The organism is Synechococcus sp. CC9902 (genome assembly GCF_000012505.1).
GTDB lineage: Bacteria > Cyanobacteriota > Cyanobacteriia > PCC-6307 > Cyanobiaceae > Parasynechococcus.
Genome location: NC_007513.1, coordinates 243,915 through 268,262, shown reverse-complemented (window position 1 = coordinate 268,262; position 24,348 = coordinate 243,915). Strand labels below are relative to the sequence as shown.

Sequence of the window (24,348 nt, the reverse complement as noted above, 5' to 3'; positions counted from 1 at the left end):
CTGTACGGTGCGATCTGACGCTGACGAGGTCAATGGCCATCGCCATGACCACGGGTTACAGCGCACAGACCGAAGGCGCACTGCTCTGCATCAACGCCGCCTCGGACTGGGCCCTGACTTGTGTAGACCAACTTCCTGCCCAATCCAGCTACGTGCTGATCGATTACGGCGCTGCTGATGGAGGCACTGCAGTCGGTCTCTGGAGCCAGGTGCTGGACCGGTTGCACGCCAATCAACCCAAGGCCCACCTCACGCTGATCGGCAACGACCTGCCGAGCAACGACAACGTGGCTCTGGCTGAAAACTTGGCCCAACAAATTGCACGAACACCAAAACCAACTGTTTTGGTGAGCGCAGCTTCTATGAACCCTCCGTCGCGCCAGACACGGTGAGTTTTGGCTTCTCAGCCACTGCAATGCACTGGCTGAGTGAATCCCCTGGTCCCCTTGAAACCCACACGCACGTGTTGGCATCTGGAGATTCAGAGGCTCTGACGCGATTCACAACCCAAGCACTGAAGGATTGGGCTTACGTCCTCGAACTGCGCAGTTTGGAGCTCAAAGTTGGCGGCCGACTCCTCACGGTGAACCTCTCCCGGGATGAGGAAGGTCGCTATTTGGGCCACAACGGAGGCGAAACTCGCAATGTGCACGACCAACTGCATCAGATCTGGCGTGGCCTTGCCGATGAAGGCGTCATTACTGAGGAGATTTATAAAAAAGGAACTGTCCTGAATTTCTACAAATCCCCTGAAGAATTCATGACACCGCTGAAAGACACCAATTCAGCGGCATACCGCAACGGACTCCGTTTGGTGGATGAACGCACGGTGTATGTGAAGTGCCCATACCGCCGCCGTTGGAATGAGGACGGCGACACGGCAACCTTCGCGGCTGGCCTCATGGCCACCATCCGGAGTTGGAGCCGCCACAGCTTTGCATCCGTCGCTGGGGACACGATCGCGGATCAGGTGTATGACCGTCTTGAACAGCGCATCGCCGCTGCCCCGGATGAGTGGAGCCTGGATTACGTGGAGCATCACCAGATGATGGAGAAAGTTGCTTGATGGCCAATGCAACCAAGCCAGAGCCGAGCGTGTCGGTTCTGGCTCAACACGTCTCAGCGCATCTTTCAGTTTTTGTCGTCGCAGAAAACACCGACTCGAAACGACCAGCCAATGGTGGATTAAGACTTTTGAATTACCCAAGCGATGAAGCCTGCATCGCTGATGGTCAACGGTTGGCGGGTTTAATGACCCACAAGCACGACCTTTATGGCACCGGTTTCGCCGGCGGCAAAATCGTGGCACGCGCGCAAGAGCCCGCTGCGGTTAAAGACGAACTGATCAGCGTGACCGCAGGTCTGCTGGAGTCGCTGGATGGCTCGATGATCACAGGATGTGACCTGAACACAAGCTTGGAAGACATGGAGCGGCTGATGTCGCTCACACCCCATGTTCTTGCAGCCGTTGGGAGCCCCGTCGATGCGAGTGCAGCCACGGCCCACGGCACCCTCGGAGCCGTCGAAGCCGTACTGAGCAGCGACCTTAAAGATGCCACCCCCGGACGAGCCCTCGTCCATGGTTGTGGAGCCGTTGGGGGAACCGTCGCAAAAACTCTGGTGGAGGAAGGCTGGACAGTCTTCACCGTGGATCTCAACCGGGAGCGTGCTGGCTTGGCCGGTGCCACTCCTCTGCCTCCCAGCTGCCCCTGGTGGGAAGTGAAAGTGGATCTGATGCTTCCTTGCTCAATCTCCGGATTGATCAACTCCGAGATTGCTGAAGGAATGCGAACAAAGGCCGTGGTGCCGGCGGCCAATGCTCCCTTCCAGAACCCTCAACTCGCCGACGAACTTCGCCAGCGTGGGATCCCCGTTCTCCCCGATCCTCTGGTGAATGCTGGTGCGGTGATTGCCGACTCGATCGAGCGTTTTTCACCACAAGCCTGGAAAGGTGCCGGCGCTGAAGACGTTTACGCCTTCGTTCGTAGCGAAGTGCGCCGAAGGGCAACCGAATACTTGTCGCAACGCGAACAAGGGCTATCAGTAGGAGATGCGCTCACCGAAGTCGCAGCAGATACCGCCACCGATCCCATCGGCCTGAGCTTTAAAGACACCCCATGAGCAACAACCTTTCATCCCTCCCCGATCAAGCCTCCGTGGTGATCATCGGCGGAGGAATGGCCGGCTTGAGTTGCGCCGCATCGCTCGCCCGGCAGGGCGTTTCTGATGTTGTGCTGTTAGAGGCCAAAACTCTGGCTCACGCCCAAGCCAGCAGCTTTGGCGAAACCCGAATGTTCCGGGAGATGTACTCCGACCCAGTGCTCTGCAAGCTGGCCCAAGAAGCCAATCGGCTCTGGAGGGAAGAGGAAGTTCACGCCGGTGAGACCCTGCGTGAAACCCATGGCTTGCTCTTTTATGGAGAAAGCTGGGATGAAGAAACCATTGAAGGATCAATTCCTGGCGCCCGGCGCGTCATGGACGACCAAGGCATCCCATATGAAGCTCTGAATGCTGGGGAGATCTCAGCGCGGTTCCCCTTAAAGCCAAAAGCAGACTTCACTGGCCTGTTTGAACCCACTGCCGGTGCGGTTCGCAGTGACAAAGTCATTGCCCATTGGCGAAAAACGGCTGAACAAGCCGGCCACCGGCTGGTTGAACATGCTCCGGTGCGCAGCTTGGATGACGATGGCGGTGGTGTTCTCCTGGAATCCGGTCAGCACATTGCCGCCGATCAAGTTGTTGTGGCTTGCGGCGTTTGGAGCCAGTTGCTCTTGGCACCTTTGGGGTTAGCGCCCAAACTTGAGGTGTGGCCAATGCTTTGGGCACATTACACCGTGGATCCAGCCCTTGCCGATCGGTATCCCCAGTGGTTCTGCTTCCAGAAGGAACGGGGTGATGACGGTGGCTTGTACTACGGCTTTCCTGTCCTCAGCACCACCAGCGATGGACGTCCTCGCATCAAAGCTGGCATCGATTGGGCCCCCAAAGAGTTGCGGGTGAAAGAACCCAATGCCATGTGCAGCGAACCACCGGCACGGCTAGTCGAATTGCTCGACCATTTTCTGTTCAACAACGTGAGTGGGATTCAGGAGCGCGTCGAAACTGTCATCAGCCCGTATTCGATGACCAGCGATGTGAACTTCGTTCTTGATCGCCTCAGCCCCAAGTTGAGTTTGTTCTGCGGCGGATCTGGGCAATCGTTCAAATTCGCACCCTTGATTGGCGACTCCCTCGCACGCTTAGCCAGAGGAGAATCACCCGCCGTCGATATTTCCTGCTGGAACCACAAGCGTTCTGCCGTCTGCGCCTAAGTCCGCACCGAAGAATCCATCGTTTTTGAACTGTGTCTGAAATTCCAACAACGTCTCGCTCCTGGTGGAAACAACCCCCGCTCTGGGTGGGTGCTGGACCACTGCTGATCTTCCTGGTGGTCTCCGCTATCGATTTAGCTCTGGCAAAGCACTTCACCGAAACAGGCAAGGCGATTGTGAGCAATGCGCTTGGAGGAATCTGGCAATGGATGGTGTTGCTGCTGTTTCTGATCGCAATCGCGATTGCCATCAGTCCGGTTGGCCGCCTCCGCCTCGGCGGAGAAGATGCGAAGCCAAGCCTGAAATTCTTTGACTGGTGTGCAGTTTTGATCTGCACGCTGTTGGCAGGAGGTGGGGTGTTTTGGTCGGCAGCTGAGCCGCTCTTTCACTTCCAAACACCATCACCAACCTTCGAGGGGGTAACGGGAGGAACTGCCGCAGCGGTCGACCCAGCATTAGCCGTGAGCTTCCTGCACTGGGGCTTTTTGGCTTGGGCGTTGGTGGCAACCACCACGACCATTACCTATTCCATTTTGGAACGACGTGGAGAACCACTCCGCCCTCGCACCCTGCTGGTCAATATCCTGCCGAGACAACTCGTTGATGGTCCGCTGGGTGACTTGGCAGATGGCCTATCAGTGGTGGCTGCCATTGCAGGAACTGTGGGCCCCTTGGGCTTCCTATCCCTCCAACTGAGCAATGCCGCCGGTCAGCTCCCCTGGTTAAGCGATAGCGCTGGATTGCAATCTGTCGTGGTGCTCATGCTTACAGCTGTGTTCGCTACATCGACAGTTAGCGGAATACAAAAGGGCATCAAATGGCTCTCTGAGCTCAATGTGTGGCTCACCATCGGGATGGCAGCAGCACTACTCCTGCTTGGCCCTGGCCTCTGGTTGATTCAGCATTTTTTCAGCGGCTTCCTCACCTACTTGATCCATCTCCCCCAGATGGCCCTGGCTCAGAACGATTCTGCGAACAATTGGGTCAATGGTTGGACGGTGTTCTATTGGGGTTGGTTTCTTGGTTACGCACCACTCATGGGCTTATTTACGGCGGGAGTGAGCCGTGGACGCAGCCTGCGAGAACTCGTGTTGGCCGTCGCAATCTTCTGCCCGATCGTGACCAACCTTTGGTTCACGTTGCTCGGTGGAACTGGCATGCATCTTGAGCTTGCCGGCGCTGGGATTACGGACGCCCTTGCACAGAACGGAGCAGCAGCAGCCTTGCTCGCAATTCTCAGCGCGCTTCCACTCTCTGGCCTACTCATCCCTGTCGGACTCATTCTTGTGGTGCTGTTTATGTGCACCAGTGCCGATTCAATGAGTTATGCCGCGGCCATGGTGGTGAGTGGCCGCAACGAGCCACCTCCAGCCCTGCGCCTGTTCTGGGCCCTAATGATCGGCAGCCTCACCCTGGTGCTGCTGCGCATCGGAACCGGGCTTGGTGACAGCACCTCGATCGATGCCCTGCAAGCCTTCATCGTGATTACAGCTGTTCCGGTAACACCCTTAGTGCTGTTCACGCTTTGGAGTGCACCGCGCCTCGCCTGGAAAGAATCCTTAAAGCAAAACAGATCAAATTAATCCAAACATATATTTAACTAGCTCAATAAAATATAATTTAAAAAGCTATTTGCAAAACATGAAAATACCAGCTTCGGATAATTCCCGAAACTAGAGAATATAGAAGGCTATTAACACTATTCATTTTTGAATCAATTAACATTTTATGCATAAATGACATCTGGATGATATGAGAATTAGCTCATCCAGCAACGATGGAGTCATAGCCCTTAAAAAATCTCTTGCGCAAAGGCCAAGGGAAGTGAAGCTCTCGCAACACACGAACCATCAAACGACGCATTTCTTTCTTCTCCTGTTCAGAGTCCGGCCCCGAATAAACAAATTGAGAAGCCGCCTTCACCGGAAACAATTCATTCCAAGAAACACCCCAATGCTCACGCGAAAAGGCATCATTGGATGACGCATAAAAACCGGCCACGCGATCCAGAAGTGGCTGATCAAAACCATCAAACTTCTCCTGATCCCAACCTCGCTCAATCGCAAGATCACGAATCACTTTCCCCTTGCGATTCAACACATCCGGATCAAAACCTAGAGATTCCATAAGCTGATAACAAACCCGAGACATCCAAATCCCTTTGGCACCGGGCTGAATATTCTTTTTCGAAGGCTCTCCCTTTAGCCAGCCAATTCCAGGGGGCTCCTTTAAGCCTAAAGCGGACGTCAAGGCAAGAAAAGGATCTGTTATTTCCACTTGCCGGGACAAAGGCAGAAACATTTTTACAATCTCTGGATAATCCTTCAGGGGGCTAAATTTTGACGGATAACTAATATCCCAAGAGCTTGGATTATTCATAATATATCGACAATAATCAGGAAAATCTTGCGTTGAACGAAAGCGTCGGACACGATGACAATATACCGAATTCAGCCAGGATTGCTGGTCTCTAATAAAATAACTAATGCCAAGTTTAAATCCATATGATGATGCCATATCACGGAGAATAGTCAGAACACTCCGTTTCAGAATTCGCGTATCAAGGGATGAACTGCTAATTAAAATACGTTGAAAATCACTCGGCAATCCTGAAAGGGCCTGTTCCAAAGGCTGATAATTTTTCTCGGCAATAGAATTAGCGAGGAGATTATTATCTCCATCCATTAATACTCTTTGTGCCGCCAAGGTGCTGCGATTTTTACGCAACCGTTCAGTTACATAACTGCTGGCTGCCTTATGAGGCCCAGCATGAATCCACAACATCCGCTCATCGCTATTGATCTGCGGAAGAGCAAATGAAGTGGGCACAAAGGATCAACGATGATCATCAAATTATCACGCTAGAAATATGGTCTTACCAACGAATTCACTTCCGCTCAACAGTCACAACAACGGCATAGGGATCAATTCAAGCAATAGTCGAGATTGAGTCGAATGGATTGACGGGGTTTGGGCGCTTCAGCTGGGTCAAAACTCCTTTCCTTGCGAGACAGGGCACTCATGCGTAGAGCACCTCCCCCACTGCGCTGATCAATCCGGATCAACCGAAGTTGGCGTAGTCCCAACAGCTGCTGTGTGGACTCCGCTTGTCGCCGCCCTGTGGCTAAGGCTCTCTCAAGCAATTGCTGTTGCAGAGAACGTGCACCATCCGTGGAGGACAGCGACGTCATCCCCTGAAGACTGACGCCGGGCAAACGTCCAGCCTGCTGAATCAAGGGGTCGTAGTTGGAACGGCTCACCTCACCGGTGATGCTGGAGGTGGCCTGATGACGCTGCTGAGTTGCAGTTGTGCTGCCAACCGTATAAGTGCGTGGGGCCGACACGATGAGTCCCCCCATCGCCAAGCCAGAAATCTTTCGGCGAACCGTGCCGAGCCGACGATTCAATTCGTTCAAAGCATCGTTCTTCGAACTGGCTTTCGCTTCCAAACGCAAGGCGAATTGAAAACGATCTGTGTGGCTGGTGCCCTCCTCGACGACGGCAAGCTCCAACAGAGTTCCGTCACACCTCACCTCGTGCGCATGCATCGGAGTTGCCGCTCCCAACAGCAAGCCAACGATCACAACAGCTCTAAAACTCCGCATCAAAACTCACCGTTCAGTTCCACCAGCTTGAGACTGAACGGATTGCAATCAGCAACCAGACGCGAACTGAAATCTGCCTAGATGTGACTGAACCGAATCAGACCGATGCTGCCCAGCTGCCATGCAGTCCATGGGGAATCGCCAAGGGCAATTCGAGTACGGCCGCTTCAGATAAGTCAGCCGCATTGAGGATCACCAGGTCGGACGCTCCGCGCGCTCCGTTCCAGACCAAATCCAGCACCCAACCATCATCCTCTGCGGAAGCACCAGGGCGAGCAACCATCAAGGGCTCGCTAACGAAACCACGGGGCGCAGCACTCCATGTGCTGGTGTCGCCAGAGCTCAGATCCAGCTTCTGGATAGCCTGCAGCGGATCATTACCGATATCCCGTTCGGCCACCGCCATCCAGGCATATTGCGCTGAAAGTCCCTGGCGCTGAGGATTCACCATGGCGAACTCGCAGGTGCGGTTGGCAATCCGCTCGGTTTGAACCATCTCACGACTCAAATCAAGCCGGCAACGATGCAGGATCCCCTCTGGAATGCTGTCGAAATCGACCTGGGCAAAATCATCGTCTGGACCAATCGATGGAAAGTCGTCGTAAACGATGCTCTCCACCACCACGTGATCTCCATCCTCAAAGGCATTGAGGTGATGGAACACAAATCCATCTGGAGCTTCAAGGATGCGCGGTTTTTGACCAGCGAAACGACCACAATCTCGAGGAATCAACCAGAAGCGTCCTTTCCCACCCGGCTGGGACGCCAAACATTGCGCAGCGCCCTTTTCTCCAGTGACAAACGGCAGCGGATTGAAGGAAATAGCGTTTTGAAGAAACACCGCCCAGTTGGGTGTTATCGCAAAGTCGTGCAAGAACGCGAAGCCCGGAAAGCTGTCGGATCGGTCGTTCAAAAGCACACCAGCATCTGGGCCATCGGTGGCGAACTCCATTAAGCGGATGGTGCTGCGGGGGCCAGCTTTCACCCCAAATGTGACCATCCTCGGGCGGTCGTGGTGCCCAGCATCGAAGCGCGGGTGAGCACTAAACGCCTCTCCCTTTTTCAACACACCATCCATCCGTGACAAGCCACGCGTTTCCAAACTGACGGGGTCAAGGGCATGGGGCTCTGCAGCCTCCCAGAGAGCTAGAAGCTGATCCCCAAGCCGCACCACATTGGTATTGGCGATGTTTTTCAGCCGTAAATCGAAGGCATTGGCGAGGCGCCCACCGGGCTTCTGACTCCCAAAGACACCGCGATAAAGAACCTTATTGGCCTTTTCCTCGGCGAGCCAACCTTCCGTGCGGACAAAACGATTGGTGAGGGAAACAGCGCCATTCTCAAACCGCATCGCGGCGATCATTCCGTCGCCATCGAAGGGGTGGTGAACCCGATGGCCATTGCGTTCTAGGCGGCCAGGACCATTGCGATAGAGCGTGCCCTTGAGTTCGGAGGGAATGGTGCCACGCACAGGGATGAGCGCCACATCGGTGAGCTCTTCATCCACATTGACGAAGGCACTCGACCAGTCCTCGCGGCTGTATGGACGGGTGGGTGCAACAGTCACGAATAACGACTCTGATACAAACCATCATCTCGTAATCGGCCATGAAACGCGGCCAATGACAGGTGATTTAGTTGGCGCCAGCCTGCTCTAAAACACCTTTACTGCTCGGGATCGCGCCGGCTCGACGGGGATCAATTTCAGTGGCCATACGCAGAGCACGGGCAAAAGCCTTAAAGCAGGCCTCCACGATGTGATGGGAATTCACACCATCCAACTGGCGGATATGCAGGGTGAGCCCACTGTTATTCGCAACTGCGACGAAAAATTCTTTGACCAATTCTGTGTCGTAACTGCCAATCTTTTGGGTAGGAATGGTTAGCCCATAGCTGATATGAGGCCGACCAGAGCAATCCAATGCCACTTGCACAAGGGCTTCATCGAGGGGCGCCACAAAATGACCAAACCGATGGATCCCCTTTCGATCACCTAAGGCTTGACTGAGGGCCTGACCCACCGCGATGCCCACGTCTTCGTTGGTGTGGTGATCATCGATGTGGGTATCACCCACCGCAGTAATCGTCAGATCGATTAATCCATGGCTGCTGATTTGATTCAGCATGTGATCGAGGAAGGGCACACCGGTAGAAGCCTCGCAACAACCACTTCCATCGAGGTCGAGCTTGACCTTGACGTCGGTCTCGCCGGTATGGCGGTGAACTTCACCCGTGCGCATGCTCCTGAATTCCCATCGACCGTTGCTGTGCGCTGATCATGGCGAAGCATTGGCCCATTCGCCAAACCACTCAACCCAAACCCCGGCAAGAGGGGATGTTTCGCTCGGACCAATCTGTTGTGGTTCAACAGCCAAGCCAACGATCCCCATGGGCTAGGGATCGGGAATCACATCCCAGTCACGCAGTAGCCGGCATCCACATAAATGGTTTGCCCCGAAATCCCGCTAGCCAGGTCGCTCAAGAGAAACGCAGCAGTGCCTCCCACTTCCATCTGAGTGACGGTGCGACGCAAAGGAGCTCTTTCCTCAACGTGGTGAATCATGTCGAGGATGCCGCCGATGGCTGAACTGGCCAGCGTGCGGATGGGGCCGGCACTGATGGCATTGACGCGAACCTGCTTGTCCGGACCGAGCTCGGCAGCCAAGTAGCGAACTGACGCTTCTAGGGCTGCCTTAGCAACACCCATGACGTTGTAGTTCGGGATCGCGCGGTCAGCGCCCAGGTAGGAGAGGGTGATCACACCAGCCTTCTCGCTGAACAGCGGCTTGGCATGGGCACAGAGTGGAGCCAAGGAATAGGCGCTGATATCCAAGGAGCGCGCAAAACCTTCCGCCGTGGTGGCGCTGTAATCACCAATCAATTCCTCTTTGCCGGCGAAAGCCAGGCAGTGGACCAAACCATCAAGGACGCCCCACTTTTCTTTGATCTCGGCGAACACACTCGCCATCTGTTCTGGATCTTGGACATTCAGGGGCAAGAACAAGCTGGGCTCCAAAGGAGCGGTGAGCTCACGCACCTTGGATTCAAAACGGCCTTTGTCGTCGGGGAGGTAGGTGATGCCAAGGTCAGCACCTGCCGCTTTGAGTTGCTGAGCGATGCCCCAGGCAATCGAGCGGTTGTTGGCAATGCCGGTAACCAAGATTTTTTTGCCGGTGAGATCGAGCAGCATCAGAACGAACCGGAACAGGGTTGAATTCGCGCGATTCTCCCCCATCCCCCGCCAAGATCAAACGCCCGATGCTTCAGAAAGCCGGTGCCAGCCCCTGCTTCGCCTCCAATCGCCGGTGATTTGCCAAGAGATATAAGTTCTCGAGAAGCTCTAAATACCTTGCTGGAACAAGAGTTTCCAGAAGCAAGTGGTGCGATCAGCCCGATCCGTGGCGGTCGGAGAGCAGCCGAAAAGCAAATCCGAAAAATGGATGTAAAGCGGTACGCCCGCAGCCGCAATCACGTCAACGGCGCCGTAACCCGTCTGTCTCCTTACATTCGCCACGGTGTTTTCACTCTTGCGGAGGTGCGTGATGCGGTGTTTCAAGGCATCAGCAAACGCGATGACGGGAGCAAGTTGATCAATGAGTTGGGCTGGCGCGACTTTTGGCAACGCATGTGGCAAGACCTCGGTGATCGCATCGACGACGACCAAGAAGCATTCAAAACCGGCCACAGCGCGGCCAGCTACAGCCGAGAGCTCCCAGACGACGTCCGTGATGGCTGCACAGGATTGGCCTGCATGGATGGATTTCGGGAGGAACTGGTCAGCACGGGCTGGCTCCATAACCACGCCCGGATGTGGATGGCCGCATGGCTGGTGCACTGGCGACATGTGCATTGGAAAGCCGGCGCGGATTGGTTCCTCGAGCACTTGCTTGATGGAGATCCCGCCAGCAACCATTTGAGTTGGCAATGGATCGCCAGCACCTTCAGCCACAAGCCCTACTTTTTCAATCGCGACAATCTTGAGCGCTACAGCGAAGGGCGTTTCTGCAAGACCTGTTCCAGCGCAAATCAGTGCCCCTTCGATGCCAGCTACGAACAGCTCGAGACCACCCTGTTCACTCAGCGGGCACCAATACGTGACATTCCGGCCCGTCGACAAAACCACCGCAACAAGTCGACGGCTCGTCCAAACCCCAGCACCCAGCGCTTCTGATGGATCTAAAACGACCGATTGTTTGGGTGCATGAGGAGTCGCTCGGCAGCACCAACCCAGCCCTCGAGGATTACCCAGACGCCCCGGCTCTGTTTGTTTTCGATCAAGACTGGATTCGTACGAAGCACATCAGCCGCAAGCGCCTGGGCTTTCTCTACGAATGCTGTTTAGATCTCCCGGTCACCCTTCGTAAAGGCGATGTTGTCGCGGAGGTGCTGGCGTTTGCCGAACGTCATGGAGCTGATGGCGTGATCAGTAGTGGTGCCATTGAGCCGCGATTGCAACGCCATGGGGCAGCCATCAACCGTGATTGCCCCCTTTGGATTCTTGATGGGGAGCCCTTTGTTGACTTACCGCGTCCTCCTCGTCTCGGGCGATTCAGTCGCTATTGGCGCGAAGCAGAGCCGGTGGTCTGGGAGCTCTTCAAGCCGTCGGATTGATTCTTCATCAGTTGTTTGAGCCGTTTCAGCTCCTCCAAGGGATTTGTCAGGAGGTCCTCCTCCTCCAAAGCCGGTAACTCCACCGGGATCACCTCCGCTTCTGACCGCGGAGGCTTGGTCCAGGTCCACCGCGCTTGGGGTGCACGCAGAGCACACAGTTGCTGGAGCTCACCCTGAAGCGCCCGCAAGACGTCGCGGCGGGCAACGGACTGAAAAAATTCCGTGCGGCTGGCGAGGCCAGAGCTAAATGGGGTTGATCCGTTGCCATTAAACAAACGAGCCGCGTCCGGCAACCAACGGGGCTGACAAACCTCCGGATTACTGGTGTCGGTTTCTAAGACAATGTGGATGCCGTAGCCATCCGGCTGGTTCACCACTGCGAGGCCGTCATGGGCACCATGCCGCTGCAACGCAAAGATCCGCCAACTTGGGGGTTCAGACGAAACACCGCAGCTCACCAGGCCGATGACGAGGCCTGAGAGCAACAAGACCCGCCGCATCCATCCATGCCATCTGGCGCCATCCTGATGGAGACCGTTTGGATCTGCAGTGCTGCGATGGCTCGTACAGCTTCAACAATGCTGGCCCTTGGAACACCTTTGCCAGCATTTCGTTTGGCCAGGGTCAACGGAGACAAGGTCAACGGCGTCCAGGTCAAAGCTGACACGTTCGCCTCAACGGACTTTGAGCAAAAGCCAATCCTGCTCATGGTGCTTTGTGCCCATTGCCCCTTCGTAAAGCACATCGAACCTGAGATCACTCGCCTGGAGAACGACTTCGCTTCTCAGGTGCAATTCGTTGGCCTCAGCAGCAACAGCTTGATCACCCATCCCCAGGACGGACCAGCACAACTGGCAGAGCAGGCTCAACGCCATGGCTGGGCATTTCCGTATCTATTGGACGATCAACAGGTGCTCGCAAAATCCCTCCAAGCCGCCTGTACACCAGAGTTTTATCTGTTCAGCCAGGACAGCAAGGACAGCAGTCCAACCCTGCAATATCGGGGTCAGCTGGATTCCAGTAGGCCCGGCAACAACCAACCCTTGAATGGATCCGACCTCCGAGCCGCGCTCAATGCGGTGCTGACAGGAACATCAGTTAGCCAAAAACAGGTGGCCTCAGTGGGATGCAACGTGAAGTGGAACCCCGGCCAAGAGCCCGAGTGGTTTGGCTAAACCGCTTAAGATTTCCTTCATGCAGGTTCCTCCGTTCAGCCTCAGCCAACAGATCAATGATCTGAGTGCCGATCTCGAGAGGGCAGTGCTATCTGTGCTGCAGAGCGGCCAATACATAGGCGGCGCTCAAATCCAACACTTCGAAACAGCATTTGCTGCTGCCACGGGTGTGGATTTTGCTGTGGGCTGCAATAGCGGCACTGATGCCCTGATCCTGGCGCTGCGAGCCCTAGGGGTGGGGGCTGGTGATGAGGTGATTACCTGCTCTTTTAGTTTTTTCGCCACAGCGGAAGCGATCAGTGCCGTTGGCGCCACTCCCGTTTTTGTGGATGTCGACCCGACCACGTACCTCATCAACTTCGATCAAATCGAAGCGGTGATCACACCACGCAGTAAGGCACTAATTCCAGTGCATCTGTTCGGTCGTCCGGTGGACATGACCCGATGCATGGCCATTGCTACCACCCACAACCTCAAGGTGGTCGAAGACTGCGCCCAGGCGACTGGCGCCACCTGGGCTGGTCAGCCTGTAGGAAGCTTCGGTGATGTGGGCTGCTTTAGTTTCTTCCCCACCAAAAACCTTGGTGCGGCTGGTGATGGTGGTGCCGTCACCACCAACGATGCTGGGCTCGCCCAAACCATGCGAGAGCTTGCTGTGCATGGCATGCCACAGCGTTATCTCCACACGGCCCTCGGATACAACAGCCGCCTCGACGCGATCCAGGCAGCGGTGCTCAATGTGAAATTGCCAAAACTGGCGGGTTGGATCAAGAACCGCAGCACCATTGCAAACCGCTACCTAGAGCGGCTGGCCGAATTACCCGGCATCGTTTTACCCAAGGGAGACAACGGGCACAGCTGGAATCAATTCGTTGTGCGCGTGGGTCCATGTGCCAATGCTTCCCCACTCTGTGCAGGTAGCTGCCCAACCTCCGCCACCAGCGCCACCCACGGCCTGCCCGAGAGCCGTTGCCGGGATTGGTTCAAGCAAGCGCTTCAGGATGCAGGGGTGAGCACGATTATTTATTACCCAATTCCGATTCATCGCCAACCGGCATACGCCCACCTCGGACATGGAGAAGGCACTTTTCCTGTCACAGAACGATTGTGTAGTGAGGTCCTGAGCTTGCCGATCTTTCCTGAATTAACGGCCACGCAACAAGACCAAGTCGTGAAGGCTTTGGAGAATCTCCTCAGCCACGACCCTTTAGTCAAAAACGTGACTCAAAATCGAATGGTGGCGTAAAGAGCACCAAAATTCGTGAAATTTGCGATCACAATAGTCTTAACTAATTGGACAAAAATCAGGAAGAGATTTTCATCAGAAACATCGTAAGTCGGCCAAAATTCTGATTAGTTCAAATCAATTTACTAAAGCCAACATCGATGAATCGGCATTGCCGCCACAATGATGCGGGAGTCAAAGCATTGACAGACTTCCCAGGTGGCGTGATTGATCAGACATTAGCAAGTGGCACATTCTTTATCTGGACTTCCGACAACCTGATTTAACAGGACATACAAAGCACCCTCCGAATATTTCATCAAACACTAATCTCTCCTATTACAAACCGAAGCTCAAAGCGCCTTGAAGTTGAGCTGCTATCAAAACAATTGCACATCAACCCTAAAAATGATCAACAATCTTAGATATTAATTTCACCTATCAGCCTTCAGGAACTGGCACCAGGCCAACACAGCCTTATTAGAAAAGTCCTACAAGTAAATAGCTGTTCCTACAGCTGTCAATTATCAATACTTTAAAAAACACCCTACTCCTTAAAGTTCCGTGCAATTACAAAACTGGATTGCGGTATCCAGGATAGCCAGGCTCTATGATTGTGATGAGCGGAGTTGAGATATCAGTGACAAATAAGTCCAACAAAGTCATGTCACTACCCGATAAATTCGATGCAGACATTGGCACATTTCGAGGCATGAAATAATAATCGCCTTGCTTATTCAAAGACCTTTCGCTTCCTTCAACAAAATCGGTGATCTCTCCTTTACCTTTGAGCACAAATGTAATTCCATCATTCTCATGAACATGAATACCAACACGCGTGCCTGCCTTGCGAATTCCTAAATTTGCAATTACATGACGCTTAGTCCCTTTAAAATTGACGATTTCATCAATAAAACCATCCGAAATTTCCTCCATTGGCTTTAATCGTCCCTTGGGCACCTCGGCATTGATTTTCTTTGTTGGCTTTTTCCAATCCAAACCCTCAGGACTTAAATCACTTTGTTCATAAAAATCTGATCGGATTTCGTCATGCAAACGGATTATCTTTTTGGGTCGAACTTCTTTCCCCTTCCACATCCTGCGTAAAAGCCTTTGGTCCGACTTAGAGAGTGATGAAATTCTTGCCAATTAATATCGTCTTAAACACTTATTAAAGCACACCTGCTAAATTCATAAATTACTTATCCATTGTTTGTTATTCAAGACCGGATAGTGGCGTAAAGCGTCTTAAACAGTGCCTGCTGGGTTTTGTGAGTGATCAAAGGTTCGGGATAACCACGACGCTCGAGACCACCAATTTCACCGGTAAGTAGATCTTTGGTGTTCACGTGCCGTAGTTCAGGCACCCAACGGCGGATGTACTCGCCATCGGCATCAAATTTTGTGGCCTGGGTGGCGGGGTTAAAAATCCGCAGCGGCTTGGGGTCCATGCCACTGCTGGCACTCCACTGCCAACCACCGTTGTTCGCCGCCAAATCGCCATCCACCTCCAGTTCCATAAAGGCGCGTTCGCCCCAACGCCAATCACAGATCAGATCCTTCACCAGGAATGACGCCACGATCATGCGGCAACGGTTGTGCATCCAACCGCTCTCATTGAGCTGACGCATCGCCGCATCAATGATCGGCATGCCCGTCATCCCCTCCCGCCAAGAGGAAAACCACGCTTCGTTGTTCTCCCAAGGGAATCGACGCCATTGCTCCCGGTAAGGACCATCCGCCAGCTCAGGAAAATGAAACAAGGCTTGCTGGTAAAACTCACGCCAGCCCAGTTCTTGCTCCCACACAGCAATCGCCGTGCGCTGTTCATCGCTACGGGCATGGTCACGACCCTGTTGTGCCGCACACCACGCTTGCCGGGGACTCAACGTGCCAACGCTCAACGCCGCACTGAGATACGACGTACCAACCACGCTGGGGAAATTCCGATCGGGTTCGTAGCCGGAGAGGGGCCCATCCGCAAAAAGGGTGAGCTGCTCCAGGGCTGCCGATTCGCCAGGCCTACACGGGCAGATCTCCGTGCCTTGGAATCCATGTCTATGGAGTAGCGCAGCCAAGGGATCCCTATCCGGCACCAAGTCGGAATGCAGATCAACAAGGCCTGAAGGAGCCTCAATGGTGATGGGCTGTTGAGCCTGCACCTTGCCCCGCCAGTTGCGCAAGAAAGGTCCATACACGCGATACGGATCGCCAGCACCCGTTTTGAGTAACTCCGGGGGGATCAGCAGCTGATCCCAATCCACCACCACCTTTCGACCATCAGCCTGCAACCGCTTCGCCACCTGCCGATCCCGTTCACGGCTGTAAGGCTCCACATCCCTGTTCCAGACCACAGCTTCGGCACCAAGCCGTTCTGCCAACGGCGGCAGCACCTGCACGGGATCACCCTCCAAGATCAGCAACCGGCTTCCAGCAGCACGCCAACGCTGCTGAAGTTCGATCAGGCTCTCCAACAAAAACCACAACCGGGCCGGTGCCATGGGTGGCAACGACTGGGGAGGCTGGATCAGGGCTGGATCCAGCACATACACCCCAGTCACCGCAGGACTGATCTCAACAGCGGCCTGAATGCCGAGGTTGTCGGCCAAGCGCAGATCGCGGCGATGCCAAAAGAGAACGCGGGAGGCTGTCATTAGAGACCCAACAGCTGTTTGGCTCGGAACCAAGCCGTGACGGACTTGCCATCCAGCCACTCATTTCCAGACGCCAGTACGTCATCCAATTGAACGGGGGTCATCGTGACCACCTCCAGATCCTCGTCGTCATCCCCAGCCGGTGGATTCTCCAAAGCCGTGAGCTCCCGGGCCAAAAAACAATGGATCACCTCATCGGAATACCCAGGGCAAGGAAGCATCGGACCAAGCGCATCCCAACGGGCAGCGCTGAAGCCGGCTTCCTCCCCCAGCTCCCGCTGCATCGATTGAAGCGGATCCTCTCCAGCTTCAAGGGTGCCGGCGGGGAACTCCAACAAGCGGGCCTGCACCGCAAAGCGGTATTGCCGCAACAACACCACCCGACCGTCATCGGTGATCGGTACCGCCAAGGAGGCACCGGGGTGACGAACCATGCCGAAGGTGCTTTCCACACCCATTGGCAACCTGATCCTGTTGCGTTCGAACCGAAGCTTGCGCACATCCACCGTTTCGACGGTTTCGAGCAACTCAAAAGGCTCCGGAGCCGGCAACGGTGCCATCGGATCAGGCTTTAGGAGTCACCAGCATGGCGGGTCATTGCATTCATCCGCTGGGGTCAGGCGATCCAGTCGGAGGATTGATTCATGGCGGCCAACAGCGGCTCAAGGACAAAGCCGCGGAGATGAAGACGCGGATGGGGGAGCACCAAGTTGGGATGCTCCATCCGGTGCTCTCCCCAAAACAACAAATCGAGATCCAAGGTGCGCGGCCCCCAACGTTGTTCCGAGGATCGCTGCCGCCCAAATTGCGATTCCAGCTGGTGCAATTCGCCCAACAACCTCATCGCCGCCTCATTCGATGGAGTTGCAACGAGCCCATGCACGACCACCACAGCGTTCCAATAGCGCGGCTGATCCGGTGGACCACCGATCGGGGTGGTGTCGAATAACGGCGACCAACTGAACCGCAGTGGAACCGCAGCCCAATCGTTCACCACAACGGTCAACAACGGACGCACCATCAACAGGGTTTGTCGCGACCCAGCATCGGCATACGGCAGGTTCGCACCGAGGGCAATCGCGAGGGGAAGATCGTCACTGCGGAGCATCAGCGAGACTGGCGTGGACGAGCGGGATGAGAAGCCTCCATGGTGGCAAGCGGTGTAGTCGCAAAAAACGACCAAGCAACCCGTGCCTTTCCTCTGGCGGCGATCACCGGCCATGGAACGCTCAAGCTTGCGCTGCTGTTGGCAGCAGTCGATCCAGGCCTAGGGGGCGTGGTAATAGCAGGAGGACGTGGCACCGGTAAATCCGTGTTGGCCCGTGGGCTTCACACCCTGCTACCTCCGATCGACATCCTCGACATTGACGGAGGGGTCGGACGGAACCTCGATCCTCAAAATGAAGAGGAGTGGGACAACGCCACCCATGAGCAAATCTCAGGCGATGCCCCCTCCAAGGTGATTCCGGCACCATTTGTGCAAATCCCCCTCGGGATTACCGAAGACCGTCTCGTGGGGGCCGTTGATGTAGCCGCCTCGCTGTCGAGTGGCAGTGCTGTGTTTCAGCCGGGCCTCCTGGCCGATGCGCACCGGGGGGTGCTGTACGTAGATGAACTGAATCTTCTCGATGACGGCATCGTGAATTTGATGCTGGCGGCCGTTGGCAGTGGCGAGAATCGTGTGGAACGGGAAGGCCTCAGCCTCAGCCACCCCTGTCGACCGCTGCTGATCGCTACCTACAACCCCGAAGAAGGCAACATTCGCGATCACTTGCTGGACCGCTTTGCCATCGCGCTTTCGGCCAATCAGCTGGTGAGCACCGAACAACGGGTAGAAATCACCAATGCCGTACTGGCCCACGGCCAATGCAGCCGCACCTTTGCCGAAACCTGGAGCGAAGAAACCGACGCTCTAGCCACCCAACTGCTGCTGGCCCGGCAATGGCTGCCCGATGTGCGAATCAGCCGTGAACAAATCGAATATCTCGTGACCGAAGCGATTCGGGGCGGAGTAGAAGGCCACCGATCCGAGTTGTATGCCGTCCGCGTCGCTCGAGCCCATGCCGCCCTAAGCGGTCGCGACCAAGTTGAAGCAGACGACCTACAAGTGGCGGTCGCGCTGGTGATCGCCCCACGGGCATCGCAGCTGCCTCCACCGGATCAGCAGATGGAGCCTCCACCACCACAGGAGCAAGAACCCCCTCCGTCCCAAGGCGATCAGCAAGATCAACAGGACAATCCACCTCCCCCACCCGAGGGATCTGGAGAGGAGGACGACACACCAGACGACAGCAACGCGGACGAGGACAACTCCGACGACGACAACACCGATGACGACAGTCCGGAGGACCAAGCCCCTCCGTCGGTACCCGAAGAATTCATGCTCGATCCAGAGGCGATTGATGTGGATCCAGATCTCCTTCTGTTCAACGCAGCCAAGAGCAAAGCCGGTAACAGCGGCAGTCGCTCGGTGGTGTTAAGCGATAGCCGAGGCCGCTACGTCAAGCCGATGCTGCCCCGGGGCCCCGTTCGCCGGATTGCAGTGGATGCAACGCTGCGGGCAGCGGCCCCGTACCAAAAAGCGCGGCGTGAACGACAGCCCGGCCGCGCTGTGATCGTGGAGGAAGGCGATTTGCGCGCCAAGCTTTTGCAGCGCAAAGCTGGCGCCCTCGTGGTGTTTCTGGTGGATGCCAGTGGTTCGATGGCGCTCAACCGCATGCAAAGTGCCAAGGGAGCCGTGATTCGACTGCTCACCGAGGCCTATGAAAACCGCGATGAAGTGGCGTTGATTCCCTTCCGAGGCGAGCAAGCCGAGGTGTTATTGCCGCCAACGCGTTCAATCACAGCCGCACGGCGACGGCTTGAATCCATGCCCTGCGGGGGCGGTTCACCGCTCGCCCACGGACTCACCCAAGCGGCCAGGGTGGGAGCCAATGCTCTGGCCACCGGCGACCTCGGCCAAGTCGTGGTGGTGGCGATTACCGACGGCCGGGGCAACGTACCGCTCAGCAAATCGCTTGGCCAACCCGAGCTGGACGGAGAAGAGAAGCCCGATTTAAAGCAGGAGGTGCTGGATGTGGCGGCCCGTTATCGGATGCTCGGCATCAAGTTGCTCGTGATCGACACCGAACGCAAATTCATCGGTAGCGGCATGGGCAAAGACCTCGCCGAAGCCGCCGGTGGCAAATACGTCCAGCTACCAAAGGCCAGCGATCAAGCGATTGCCTCGATCGCCATGGAGGCAATTGGCACGATCTAAACACTAAACAATCACGATATTGCGCGAATATCGTGATTACCGGCTTGTTTGGGCGGGGTACACCTCTGAGAACAGAGCTCCAAGGCCAATAGTCACATTCCGCAGGCCGTCCATAAACGCTGGATCGGACGTAAGAGTTTCTACGTCACCTCCCACGGCATCCAATTTGGCGGTGAGCTCTGCCGCATTTGTCGCCGTCTGTTGCAAGCTCGTCAAGGTTTCTGGGTTATCCAACGAAGCCACAATGTTGTTGGCGTGGGCCGTCGCTGCTTGGAGATTGCGCAATACCGGATCCACTTTTAATAACTCTGCTTGCAGCTGAACCGTCAGGGCTTCAAAGGACTTTGCGGTTTCATCGATCTGCTCCATCGAAGCCGCCGCATTCGGGATCAACTTCTCAGCTTTGGCTTGTGTCAACAACTCCTGAAGGGTTTCGGTCACCGTTGTGATGCTTGAGGCTTCCTGGCCCATCACCGTGGCGCCGTCACACAACTGAGCTTTTGGCTGGCAAGTAACGGCTTTCGGCAACGGCGCATTCTCTGGCAAGGGCTTGCCACGACTCATCAATGAAACCTGAGCATCGCCTCCAAGCAACGACGCTGAGCCGATGGTGGCTGTGACCGGTAAGGGCAGACGCAGGTCACCCTTGGTGATTTCCAACTCTGCAACCACCGCACTCGAGGTGACTTTGATCGAGCGCACCGAGCCAACCAAAATGCCGCGGTAGGTCACCGGCGAACGCTCGGCCAGTCCTGACGCATCATTGAAATTCGCCGTCAGTCTCCACTCGCTCGAGCCCAATCGAATGCCACGCATCCACATCCCCGTGGCAGCAAAACCCACCAGGCCACCCAGGACAGTGAATCCGACGATGGCATCACGCACACTGCGTCGCATGGTGATCAGTGCTCCGCAGGCTGCATGGGTCCGCGCAGGCTACCCGTCCTGAACTGTTCCACATAGGGATTCGTAGAACTGCGGAATTCATCCACCGATCCTTGCCACTGAAAATGGCCCTCGTAGAGCATCAACACTCGCTCCGCCGAGCGCTCAATCGTGCTGCGGACATGACTAACCACAACGGAACAGCCCCGAGCCACCGTTGTGGTTTTGACAATCAAGTCTTCAATGCGTGTACATGCCACAGGATCGAGCCCTGCGGTGGGCTCGTCATACAGCAAGAGAGGCATCGACTGATCTCCCCGCTGGGGGTCATCGATCAAGGCGCGGGCAAAACTCACTCTCTTTTGCATCCCGCCGCTTAATTCCCCGGGATAGAGATGCGCCACCTCATACAGGCCAACAGCTTCTAAGCACGTTTCAACGCGCTCGCGGATCTCAACATTGGACAGAGTCCCTTTTTCCCGGAGCAAGAAACCAACATTTTCCTCAACCGTGAGGGACGCCAGCAACGCGGGATTCTGAAAAACCAAACGCACATCAGGGGGGTTCGTTTGATCCAGCCGCAGATAGTCCTGGGGTTCACCAAACAAGCGCAGTTGCCCGCTTGTCGGCAGCTGCAAACCAGCCAACAGTCGCAGCACCGTTGACTTCCCTGCCCCCGAGGGCCCCACCACAGCAAGCCGCTCTCCGGGCTGCATCGTCAGGCTCACCCTGTCCAGCACAGGCCTGGCCCCCCACTGCATGGTGAGGTTGTCCATCTCCACCACGGACTGGAGCTGAGGCACATCAAAGGCCGAAACATGTCACCATCCTGCCGCGCTCGAAAAGTCTCCGTACAGTTCTGACATGACTGGATGAGTCGCCCCTTGGCGCCCAAATCTCCTCAAAGCAGACGCCAGCAGGCCAGAGCCAACCGGGGGCACCGGCGACAAGAACTTATGACGCGTTCCCAGCGCGCCGTGCGCTGGTTACAGCCTGGCTTGGTGGTGAAGCGCTGGGTTCTCACCTCTGGCCTGGGCCTACTACTGGCCTTAATCGGAGGAGCCGTTTGGGCCGATCTCAAACCGATTTATTGGATTCTTGAAACCCTGAGCTGGCTTCTGGGAGCACTCACCACAATCCTTCCGAGGGAATTCACCGGCCCTTTAGTAGTACTTGTGGGCGTAGCCCTCGTTTTATGGGGACAAAGCCGAAGCTTTGGCTCGATTCAACAGGCCTTAGCTCCCGACAAAGACACGGTGCTCATTGATGCACTGCGAGCCAAAAGCCGCTTAAACCGTGGTCCAAATATCGTTGCGATCGGTGGAGGCACCGGGTTATCAACATTGTTGAGCGGCCTAAAGCGCTACAGCAGCCACATCACCGCCATCGTCACAGTGGCTGATGACGGCGGCAGCAGCGGAGTTTTAAGACGGGAGCTCGGCGTCTTACCTCCTGGCGACATCCGCAACTGCCTCGCAGCTCTCTCCACGGAAGAACCACTCCTAACCCGTCTCTTTCAATACCGGTTTTCCGCTGGAAGCGGACTTGAGGGGCACAGCTTCGGAAATCTGTTCCTGTCAGCGCTGACGGCTATTACCGGCAACCTCGAAACTGCGATCACCGCCTCAAGTCGCGTCTTGGCTGTACAAGGCCAGGTGGTTCCAGCCACCAACGTCGACGTGCGTTTGTGGGCAGAACTCGAAAACGGCCAACGCATTGAAGGCGAAAGCAACATTGGCCATGCCCCAAGTCCGATTGTGAGGCTTGGTTGTATTCCCGAGCGTCCTCCGGCTCTTCCCCGAGCCCTGGAAGCCATCGCCAATGCGGATTTAATTGTGTTGGGCCCTGGCAGTCTCTACACCTCACTGCTTCCGAATTTGCTTGTGCCAGAACTGGTTTCAGCGATCCGACGCAGCCGTGCCCCTCGGCTCTACATCTGCAACTTGATGACTCAACCGGGAGAAACGGATGGCCTTGATGTGCGCGGTCATCTCAGGGCGATCGAAGCGCAACTCGCCAGCCTTGGCCTCAATCAACGGCTATTTCCTGCCGTTTTAGCTCAAGATGATTTGCCTAGTTCAGCCCTAATCAAGCATTACCAATCCCGTGGAGCCGAACCGGTCGTTTGCGATTCAAAAGGCTTGAAAAAAGATGGCTACGACGTTACCCAAGCCCCCCTTCAAGGAGCACGTCCCACATCAACATTGCGCCATGATCCTCGCAGTCTTGCCCTGGCCGTGATGCGCTTTTACCGAAAGCACAAAAGAGAACAATCGCAGTAATTCAATCTTTACAGATAATTAAATACCTTAAAAAGCATCCTGCATTTCATAAAAGTCGGGCTGCACATAATCCTTTCGCAGTGGCCAACCCTTCCAATCTTCCGGCATTAACAAACGCTTGGGATGGGGGTGACCTTCAAACTCGATGCCATACATATCGAATGTTTCACGTTCTTGCCAATCAGCGCCACGGAACAATCCATAAATTGATGGCAGTGATGGTGTCCCTTCACGACTGAGGAAAACTTTCAGGCGAACTTCGCGCAACTCATGGGGCCGACCTGCGGTCATCGCCTCCACTTGCTCGGCCATGGCAATGAAGTGATAGAAGCAAACAAGCCTCTCTCCAGGACCCTCGTCGTACCCGCCTTGGCACTGCAAATAATCAAAACCATGGCTTTTGATCGCTGCAACAATGATCGGCAACACGGCCGACTCAACACCAATCTGTTCGACACCAACGTGGTCGGGATCGAGAACGTCGTGATCAAACCCCTGAGTGTTTAACCACTGGCTGACAGGACCAGGTTCAAGCGTCGCGACTGCAGACGCGGATTCCTCTGGAGCTGGATTGGTTGGCGTTGGGTTGGTTGGTGCGGAATCACTCATGGCTGAACCATTTCAGGAGCGGGATTCAAAACGGCGGCATCCGTCGCCAATGTTTGTCCAGCAGGGGCTGCCGCCAAAGCTGCTTGTTGACTTTCAGCGCGCAAATATGCACCGGTGACTTGAGGTTCCACCGCTTTCATTTGGTGAGTCATCGTGAAATAACGATGGGTCTGCTGGTGCTTGCTGCGCTCAGCCAGAGACTCATCGCCAACCTTTTTGCGCAACTTGATTACTGCATCAAAAATGGCTTCCGGCCGTGGAGGACATCCAGGGAGGTACAAGTCCACAGGAATCAACTTGTCAACGCCGCGGACGGCCGTCGTGGAATCAGCGCTGAACATGCCGCCGGTAATTGTGCATGCACCCATGGCAATCACATACTTCGGCTCAGGCATCTGTTCGTAGAGACGGACCAAAGCAGGAGCCATTTTCATGGTGACTGTGCCAGCCACGATGAGTAGATCCGCCTGACGGGGTGAACTGCGCGGCACCAAACCGAATCGATCGAAATCGAAACGTGAGCCAAGCAGCGCTGCAAACTCGATGAAGCAACAGGCAGTGCCGTAAAGCAGTGGCCAAAGACTGCTGAGTCGTGCCCAATTGTGGAGATCATCAAGGCTGGTGAGAATGATGTTTTCACTCAGCTCGTTGGTTACCTCAGGGGTACCGATGGGGCCGCAAGTGGCCTCCCGCAGGTCGCGAACGGCGGAAATCGATGGTGATTCAGGCATA

General features: G+C 55.5%; 23 protein-coding genes and 1 pseudogene. 10 read left to right on the top strand and 14 right to left on the bottom strand.

The genetic code is table 11. The features are described 5' to 3' along the window. Window positions 1-32: 32 nt before the first annotated feature. From SYNCC9902_RS01215 to SYNCC9902_RS01200, 4 genes and pseudogenes are all read left to right on the top strand, one after another. Window positions 33-1,066 (top strand): annotated as a pseudogene (locus tag SYNCC9902_RS01215) (SAM-dependent methyltransferase). Continuing rightward, window positions 1,066-2,121, top strand: a complete 1,056-nt coding sequence (locus SYNCC9902_RS01210) for a Glu/Leu/Phe/Val dehydrogenase dimerization domain-containing protein (protein WP_011359089.1) — start codon at window positions 1,066-1,068, stop codon at window positions 2,119-2,121. Before SYNCC9902_RS01215 ends, SYNCC9902_RS01210 begins: the two are co-directional and overlap by 1 nt. After that, window positions 2,118-3,311, top strand: coding sequence for an FAD-dependent oxidoreductase (locus SYNCC9902_RS01205; RefSeq protein WP_011359088.1), 1,194 nt, complete (start codon window positions 2,118-2,120; stop codon window positions 3,309-3,311). The genes SYNCC9902_RS01210 and SYNCC9902_RS01205 overlap by 4 nt, the downstream gene beginning before the upstream one ends. 32 nt (window positions 3,312-3,343) lie before the next feature. Continuing rightward, window positions 3,344-4,894 (top strand): BCCT family transporter, encoded by a 1,551-nt coding sequence (locus tag SYNCC9902_RS01200; RefSeq protein ID WP_011359087.1) that lies wholly within the window; start codon window positions 3,344-3,346, stop codon window positions 4,892-4,894. A gap of 181 nt (window positions 4,895-5,075) precedes the next feature. Here the strand turns inward: SYNCC9902_RS01200 and SYNCC9902_RS12320 are convergent, their stop codons facing one another. The 5 genes from SYNCC9902_RS12320 to fabI all read right to left on the bottom strand — a co-directional run bounded on the left by SYNCC9902_RS12320 (window position 5,076) and on the right by fabI (window position 10,106). Next, on the bottom strand, window positions 5,076-6,140 hold the full coding sequence (locus SYNCC9902_RS12320; protein WP_156771031.1) for a hypothetical protein: 1,065 nt from the start codon (window positions 6,138-6,140) through the stop codon (window positions 5,076-5,078). Window positions 6,141-6,235: 95 nt separating this feature from the next. Then, window positions 6,236-6,916 (bottom strand): SIMPL domain-containing protein, encoded by a 681-nt coding sequence (locus SYNCC9902_RS01190; RefSeq protein WP_011359085.1) that lies wholly within the window; start codon window positions 6,914-6,916, stop codon window positions 6,236-6,238. A gap of 97 nt (window positions 6,917-7,013) precedes the next feature. Beyond that, entirely contained in the window at window positions 7,014-8,483 is a 1,470-nt protein-coding gene (locus tag SYNCC9902_RS01185) for a carotenoid oxygenase family protein (RefSeq protein ID WP_011359084.1), read from the bottom strand. 67 nt (window positions 8,484-8,550) lie between these two features. Continuing rightward, a complete protein-coding gene (hisB, locus tag SYNCC9902_RS01180; RefSeq protein ID WP_011359083.1) occupies window positions 8,551-9,156 on the bottom strand; it encodes an imidazoleglycerol-phosphate dehydratase HisB in 606 nt (201 codons plus the stop codon). A gap of 167 nt (window positions 9,157-9,323) precedes the next feature. Beyond that, window positions 9,324-10,106 carry an enoyl-ACP reductase FabI gene (gene fabI, locus SYNCC9902_RS01175; RefSeq protein ID WP_041425269.1) on the bottom strand — a complete coding sequence of 261 codons (783 nt, stop codon included), beginning with the start codon at window positions 10,104-10,106 and terminating at the stop codon, window positions 9,324-9,326. Window positions 10,107-10,190: 84 nt separating this feature from the next. Between fabI and SYNCC9902_RS01170 the strand changes: the two genes are divergently transcribed. Continuing rightward, window positions 10,191-11,087: an FAD-binding domain-containing protein gene (locus SYNCC9902_RS01170; protein ID WP_011359081.1), complete on the top strand. Its 897-nt coding sequence runs from the start codon at window positions 10,191-10,193 to the stop codon at window positions 11,085-11,087. Continuing rightward, window positions 11,087-11,527 carry a hypothetical protein gene (locus SYNCC9902_RS01165; protein WP_011359080.1) on the top strand — a complete coding sequence of 147 codons (441 nt, stop codon included), beginning with the start codon at window positions 11,087-11,089 and terminating at the stop codon, window positions 11,525-11,527. Before SYNCC9902_RS01170 ends, SYNCC9902_RS01165 begins: the two co-directional genes overlap by 1 nt. On the opposite strand, the gene SYNCC9902_RS01160 is transcribed toward SYNCC9902_RS01165, so the two are convergent. After that, entirely contained in the window at window positions 11,473-12,027 is a 555-nt protein-coding gene (locus SYNCC9902_RS01160; RefSeq protein ID WP_041424729.1) for a hypothetical protein, read from the bottom strand. The genes SYNCC9902_RS01165 and SYNCC9902_RS01160 overlap by 55 nt on opposite strands. A 6-nt stretch (window positions 12,028-12,033) precedes the next feature. Here SYNCC9902_RS01160 and SYNCC9902_RS01155 point away from each other — a divergent pair, with 6 nt between their 5' ends. Together SYNCC9902_RS01155 and SYNCC9902_RS01150 are read left to right on the top strand one after the other, a co-directional pair. Further along, entirely contained in the window at window positions 12,034-12,702 is a 669-nt protein-coding gene (locus SYNCC9902_RS01155) for a thioredoxin family protein (protein ID WP_011359078.1), read from the top strand. Window positions 12,703-12,721: 19 nt separating this feature from the next. After that, on the top strand, window positions 12,722-13,948 hold the full coding sequence (locus SYNCC9902_RS01150) for a DegT/DnrJ/EryC1/StrS family aminotransferase (protein ID WP_011359077.1): 1,227 nt from the start codon (window positions 12,722-12,724) through the stop codon (window positions 13,946-13,948). A gap of 549 nt (window positions 13,949-14,497) precedes the next feature. Here the strand turns inward: SYNCC9902_RS01150 and SYNCC9902_RS11780 are convergent. The 4 genes from SYNCC9902_RS11780 to folK form a co-directional block, all read right to left on the bottom strand. Continuing rightward, entirely contained in the window at window positions 14,498-15,025 is a 528-nt protein-coding gene (locus SYNCC9902_RS11780) for a cupin domain-containing protein (protein WP_011359076.1), read from the bottom strand. Window positions 15,026-15,147: 122 nt separating this feature from the next. Next, complete coding sequence (locus tag SYNCC9902_RS01140) at window positions 15,148-16,581, bottom strand: FAD-binding domain-containing protein (RefSeq protein ID WP_011359075.1); 1,434 nt, start codon at window positions 16,579-16,581, stop codon at window positions 15,148-15,150. Further along, the gene (locus tag SYNCC9902_RS01135; protein ID WP_011359074.1) at window positions 16,581-17,141 is read right to left on the bottom strand and encodes an NUDIX hydrolase; all 561 of its coding nucleotides are present in this window, start codon (window positions 17,139-17,141) and stop codon (window positions 16,581-16,583) included. The genes SYNCC9902_RS01140 and SYNCC9902_RS01135 overlap by 1 nt, the downstream gene beginning before the upstream one ends. Before the next feature lie 56 nt (window positions 17,142-17,197). After that, complete coding sequence (gene folK, locus SYNCC9902_RS01130; protein WP_011359073.1) at window positions 17,198-17,689, bottom strand: 2-amino-4-hydroxy-6-hydroxymethyldihydropteridine diphosphokinase; 492 nt, start codon at window positions 17,687-17,689, stop codon at window positions 17,198-17,200. Window positions 17,690-17,728: 39 nt separating this feature from the next. Between folK and SYNCC9902_RS01125 the strand changes: the two genes are divergently transcribed. After that, window positions 17,729-19,840, top strand: a complete 2,112-nt coding sequence (locus tag SYNCC9902_RS01125; RefSeq protein WP_011359072.1) for a magnesium chelatase subunit D family protein — start codon at window positions 17,729-17,731, stop codon at window positions 19,838-19,840. Between the two features lie 36 nt (window positions 19,841-19,876). Here the strand turns inward: SYNCC9902_RS01125 and SYNCC9902_RS01120 are convergent, their stop codons facing one another. Further along, window positions 19,877-20,737 carry an MlaD family protein gene (locus SYNCC9902_RS01120; RefSeq protein WP_011359071.1) on the bottom strand — a complete coding sequence of 287 codons (861 nt, stop codon included), beginning with the start codon at window positions 20,735-20,737 and terminating at the stop codon, window positions 19,877-19,879. 5 nt (window positions 20,738-20,742) lie between these two features. Beyond that, a complete protein-coding gene (locus SYNCC9902_RS01115) occupies window positions 20,743-21,501 on the bottom strand; it encodes an ABC transporter ATP-binding protein (protein ID WP_083756840.1) in 759 nt (252 codons plus the stop codon). A gap of 180 nt (window positions 21,502-21,681) precedes the next feature. Between SYNCC9902_RS01115 and yvcK the strand changes: the two genes are divergently transcribed. Further along, on the top strand, window positions 21,682-23,007 hold the full coding sequence (gene yvcK, locus SYNCC9902_RS01110; RefSeq protein ID WP_041425265.1) for a gluconeogenesis factor YvcK family protein: 1,326 nt from the start codon (window positions 21,682-21,684) through the stop codon (window positions 23,005-23,007). A 27-nt stretch (window positions 23,008-23,034) separates the two neighbouring features. Here the strand turns inward: yvcK and SYNCC9902_RS01105 are convergent, their stop codons facing one another. Both SYNCC9902_RS01105 and SYNCC9902_RS01100 read right to left on the bottom strand, forming a co-directional pair. Then, window positions 23,035-23,616, bottom strand: coding sequence for an NAD(P)H-quinone oxidoreductase subunit J (locus tag SYNCC9902_RS01105; RefSeq protein WP_011359068.1), 582 nt, complete (start codon window positions 23,614-23,616; stop codon window positions 23,035-23,037). Continuing rightward, window positions 23,613-24,347 carry an NADH dehydrogenase subunit K gene (locus tag SYNCC9902_RS01100; RefSeq protein WP_011359067.1) on the bottom strand — a complete coding sequence of 245 codons (735 nt, stop codon included), beginning with the start codon at window positions 24,345-24,347 and terminating at the stop codon, window positions 23,613-23,615. Before SYNCC9902_RS01100 ends, SYNCC9902_RS01105 begins: the two co-directional genes overlap by 4 nt. Between the last annotated feature and the right edge of the window lies 1 nt (window position 24,348).

Excerpts from the sequence above, each read along its gene's own strand:
- SYNCC9902_RS01210 (WP_011359089.1), top strand. The coding sequence starts at position 1,066 with ATGGCCAATGCAACCAAGCCAGAGCCGAGCGTGTCGGTTCTGGCTCAA.
- SYNCC9902_RS01205 (WP_011359088.1), top strand. The coding sequence starts at position 2,118 with ATGAGCAACAACCTTTCATCCCTCCCCGATCAAGCCTCCGTGGTGATC.
- SYNCC9902_RS01190 (WP_011359085.1), bottom strand. The coding sequence starts at position 6,916 with ATGCGGAGTTTTAGAGCTGTTGTGATCGTTGGCTTGCTGTTGGGAGCG.
- hisB (WP_011359083.1), bottom strand. The coding sequence starts at position 9,156 with ATGCGCACGGGTGAAGTTCACCGCCATACCGGCGAGACCGACGTCAAG.
- fabI (WP_041425269.1), bottom strand. The coding sequence starts at position 10,106 with ATGCTGCTCGATCTCACCGGCAAAAAAATCTTGGTTACCGGCATTGCC.
- SYNCC9902_RS01165 (WP_011359080.1), top strand. The coding sequence starts at position 11,087 with ATGGATCTAAAACGACCGATTGTTTGGGTGCATGAGGAGTCGCTCGGC.
- SYNCC9902_RS01160 (WP_041424729.1), bottom strand. The coding sequence starts at position 12,027 with ATGCGGCGGGTCTTGTTGCTCTCAGGCCTCGTCATCGGCCTGGTGAGC.
- SYNCC9902_RS01155 (WP_011359078.1), top strand. The coding sequence starts at position 12,034 with ATGCCATCTGGCGCCATCCTGATGGAGACCGTTTGGATCTGCAGTGCT.
- SYNCC9902_RS01150 (WP_011359077.1), top strand. The coding sequence starts at position 12,722 with ATGCAGGTTCCTCCGTTCAGCCTCAGCCAACAGATCAATGATCTGAGT.
- SYNCC9902_RS11780 (WP_011359076.1), bottom strand. The coding sequence starts at position 15,025 with ATGTGGAAGGGGAAAGAAGTTCGACCCAAAAAGATAATCCGTTTGCAT.
- SYNCC9902_RS01140 (WP_011359075.1), bottom strand. The coding sequence starts at position 16,581 with ATGACAGCCTCCCGCGTTCTCTTTTGGCATCGCCGCGATCTGCGCTTG.
- SYNCC9902_RS01135 (WP_011359074.1), bottom strand. The coding sequence starts at position 17,141 with ATGGCACCGTTGCCGGCTCCGGAGCCTTTTGAGTTGCTCGAAACCGTC.
- folK (WP_011359073.1), bottom strand. The coding sequence starts at position 17,689 with ATGCTCCGCAGTGACGATCTTCCCCTCGCGATTGCCCTCGGTGCGAAC.
- SYNCC9902_RS01125 (WP_011359072.1), top strand. The coding sequence starts at position 17,729 with ATGGTGGCAAGCGGTGTAGTCGCAAAAAACGACCAAGCAACCCGTGCC.
- SYNCC9902_RS01120 (WP_011359071.1), bottom strand. The coding sequence starts at position 20,737 with ATGCGACGCAGTGTGCGTGATGCCATCGTCGGATTCACTGTCCTGGGT.
- SYNCC9902_RS01115 (WP_083756840.1), bottom strand. The coding sequence starts at position 21,501 with ATGGACAACCTCACCATGCAGTGGGGGGCCAGGCCTGTGCTGGACAGG.
- yvcK (WP_041425265.1), top strand. The coding sequence starts at position 21,682 with ATGACGCGTTCCCAGCGCGCCGTGCGCTGGTTACAGCCTGGCTTGGTG.
- SYNCC9902_RS01105 (WP_011359068.1), bottom strand. The coding sequence starts at position 23,616 with ATGAGTGATTCCGCACCAACCAACCCAACGCCAACCAATCCAGCTCCA.
- SYNCC9902_RS01100 (WP_011359067.1), bottom strand. The coding sequence starts at position 24,347 with ATGCCTGAATCACCATCGATTTCCGCCGTTCGCGACCTGCGGGAGGCC.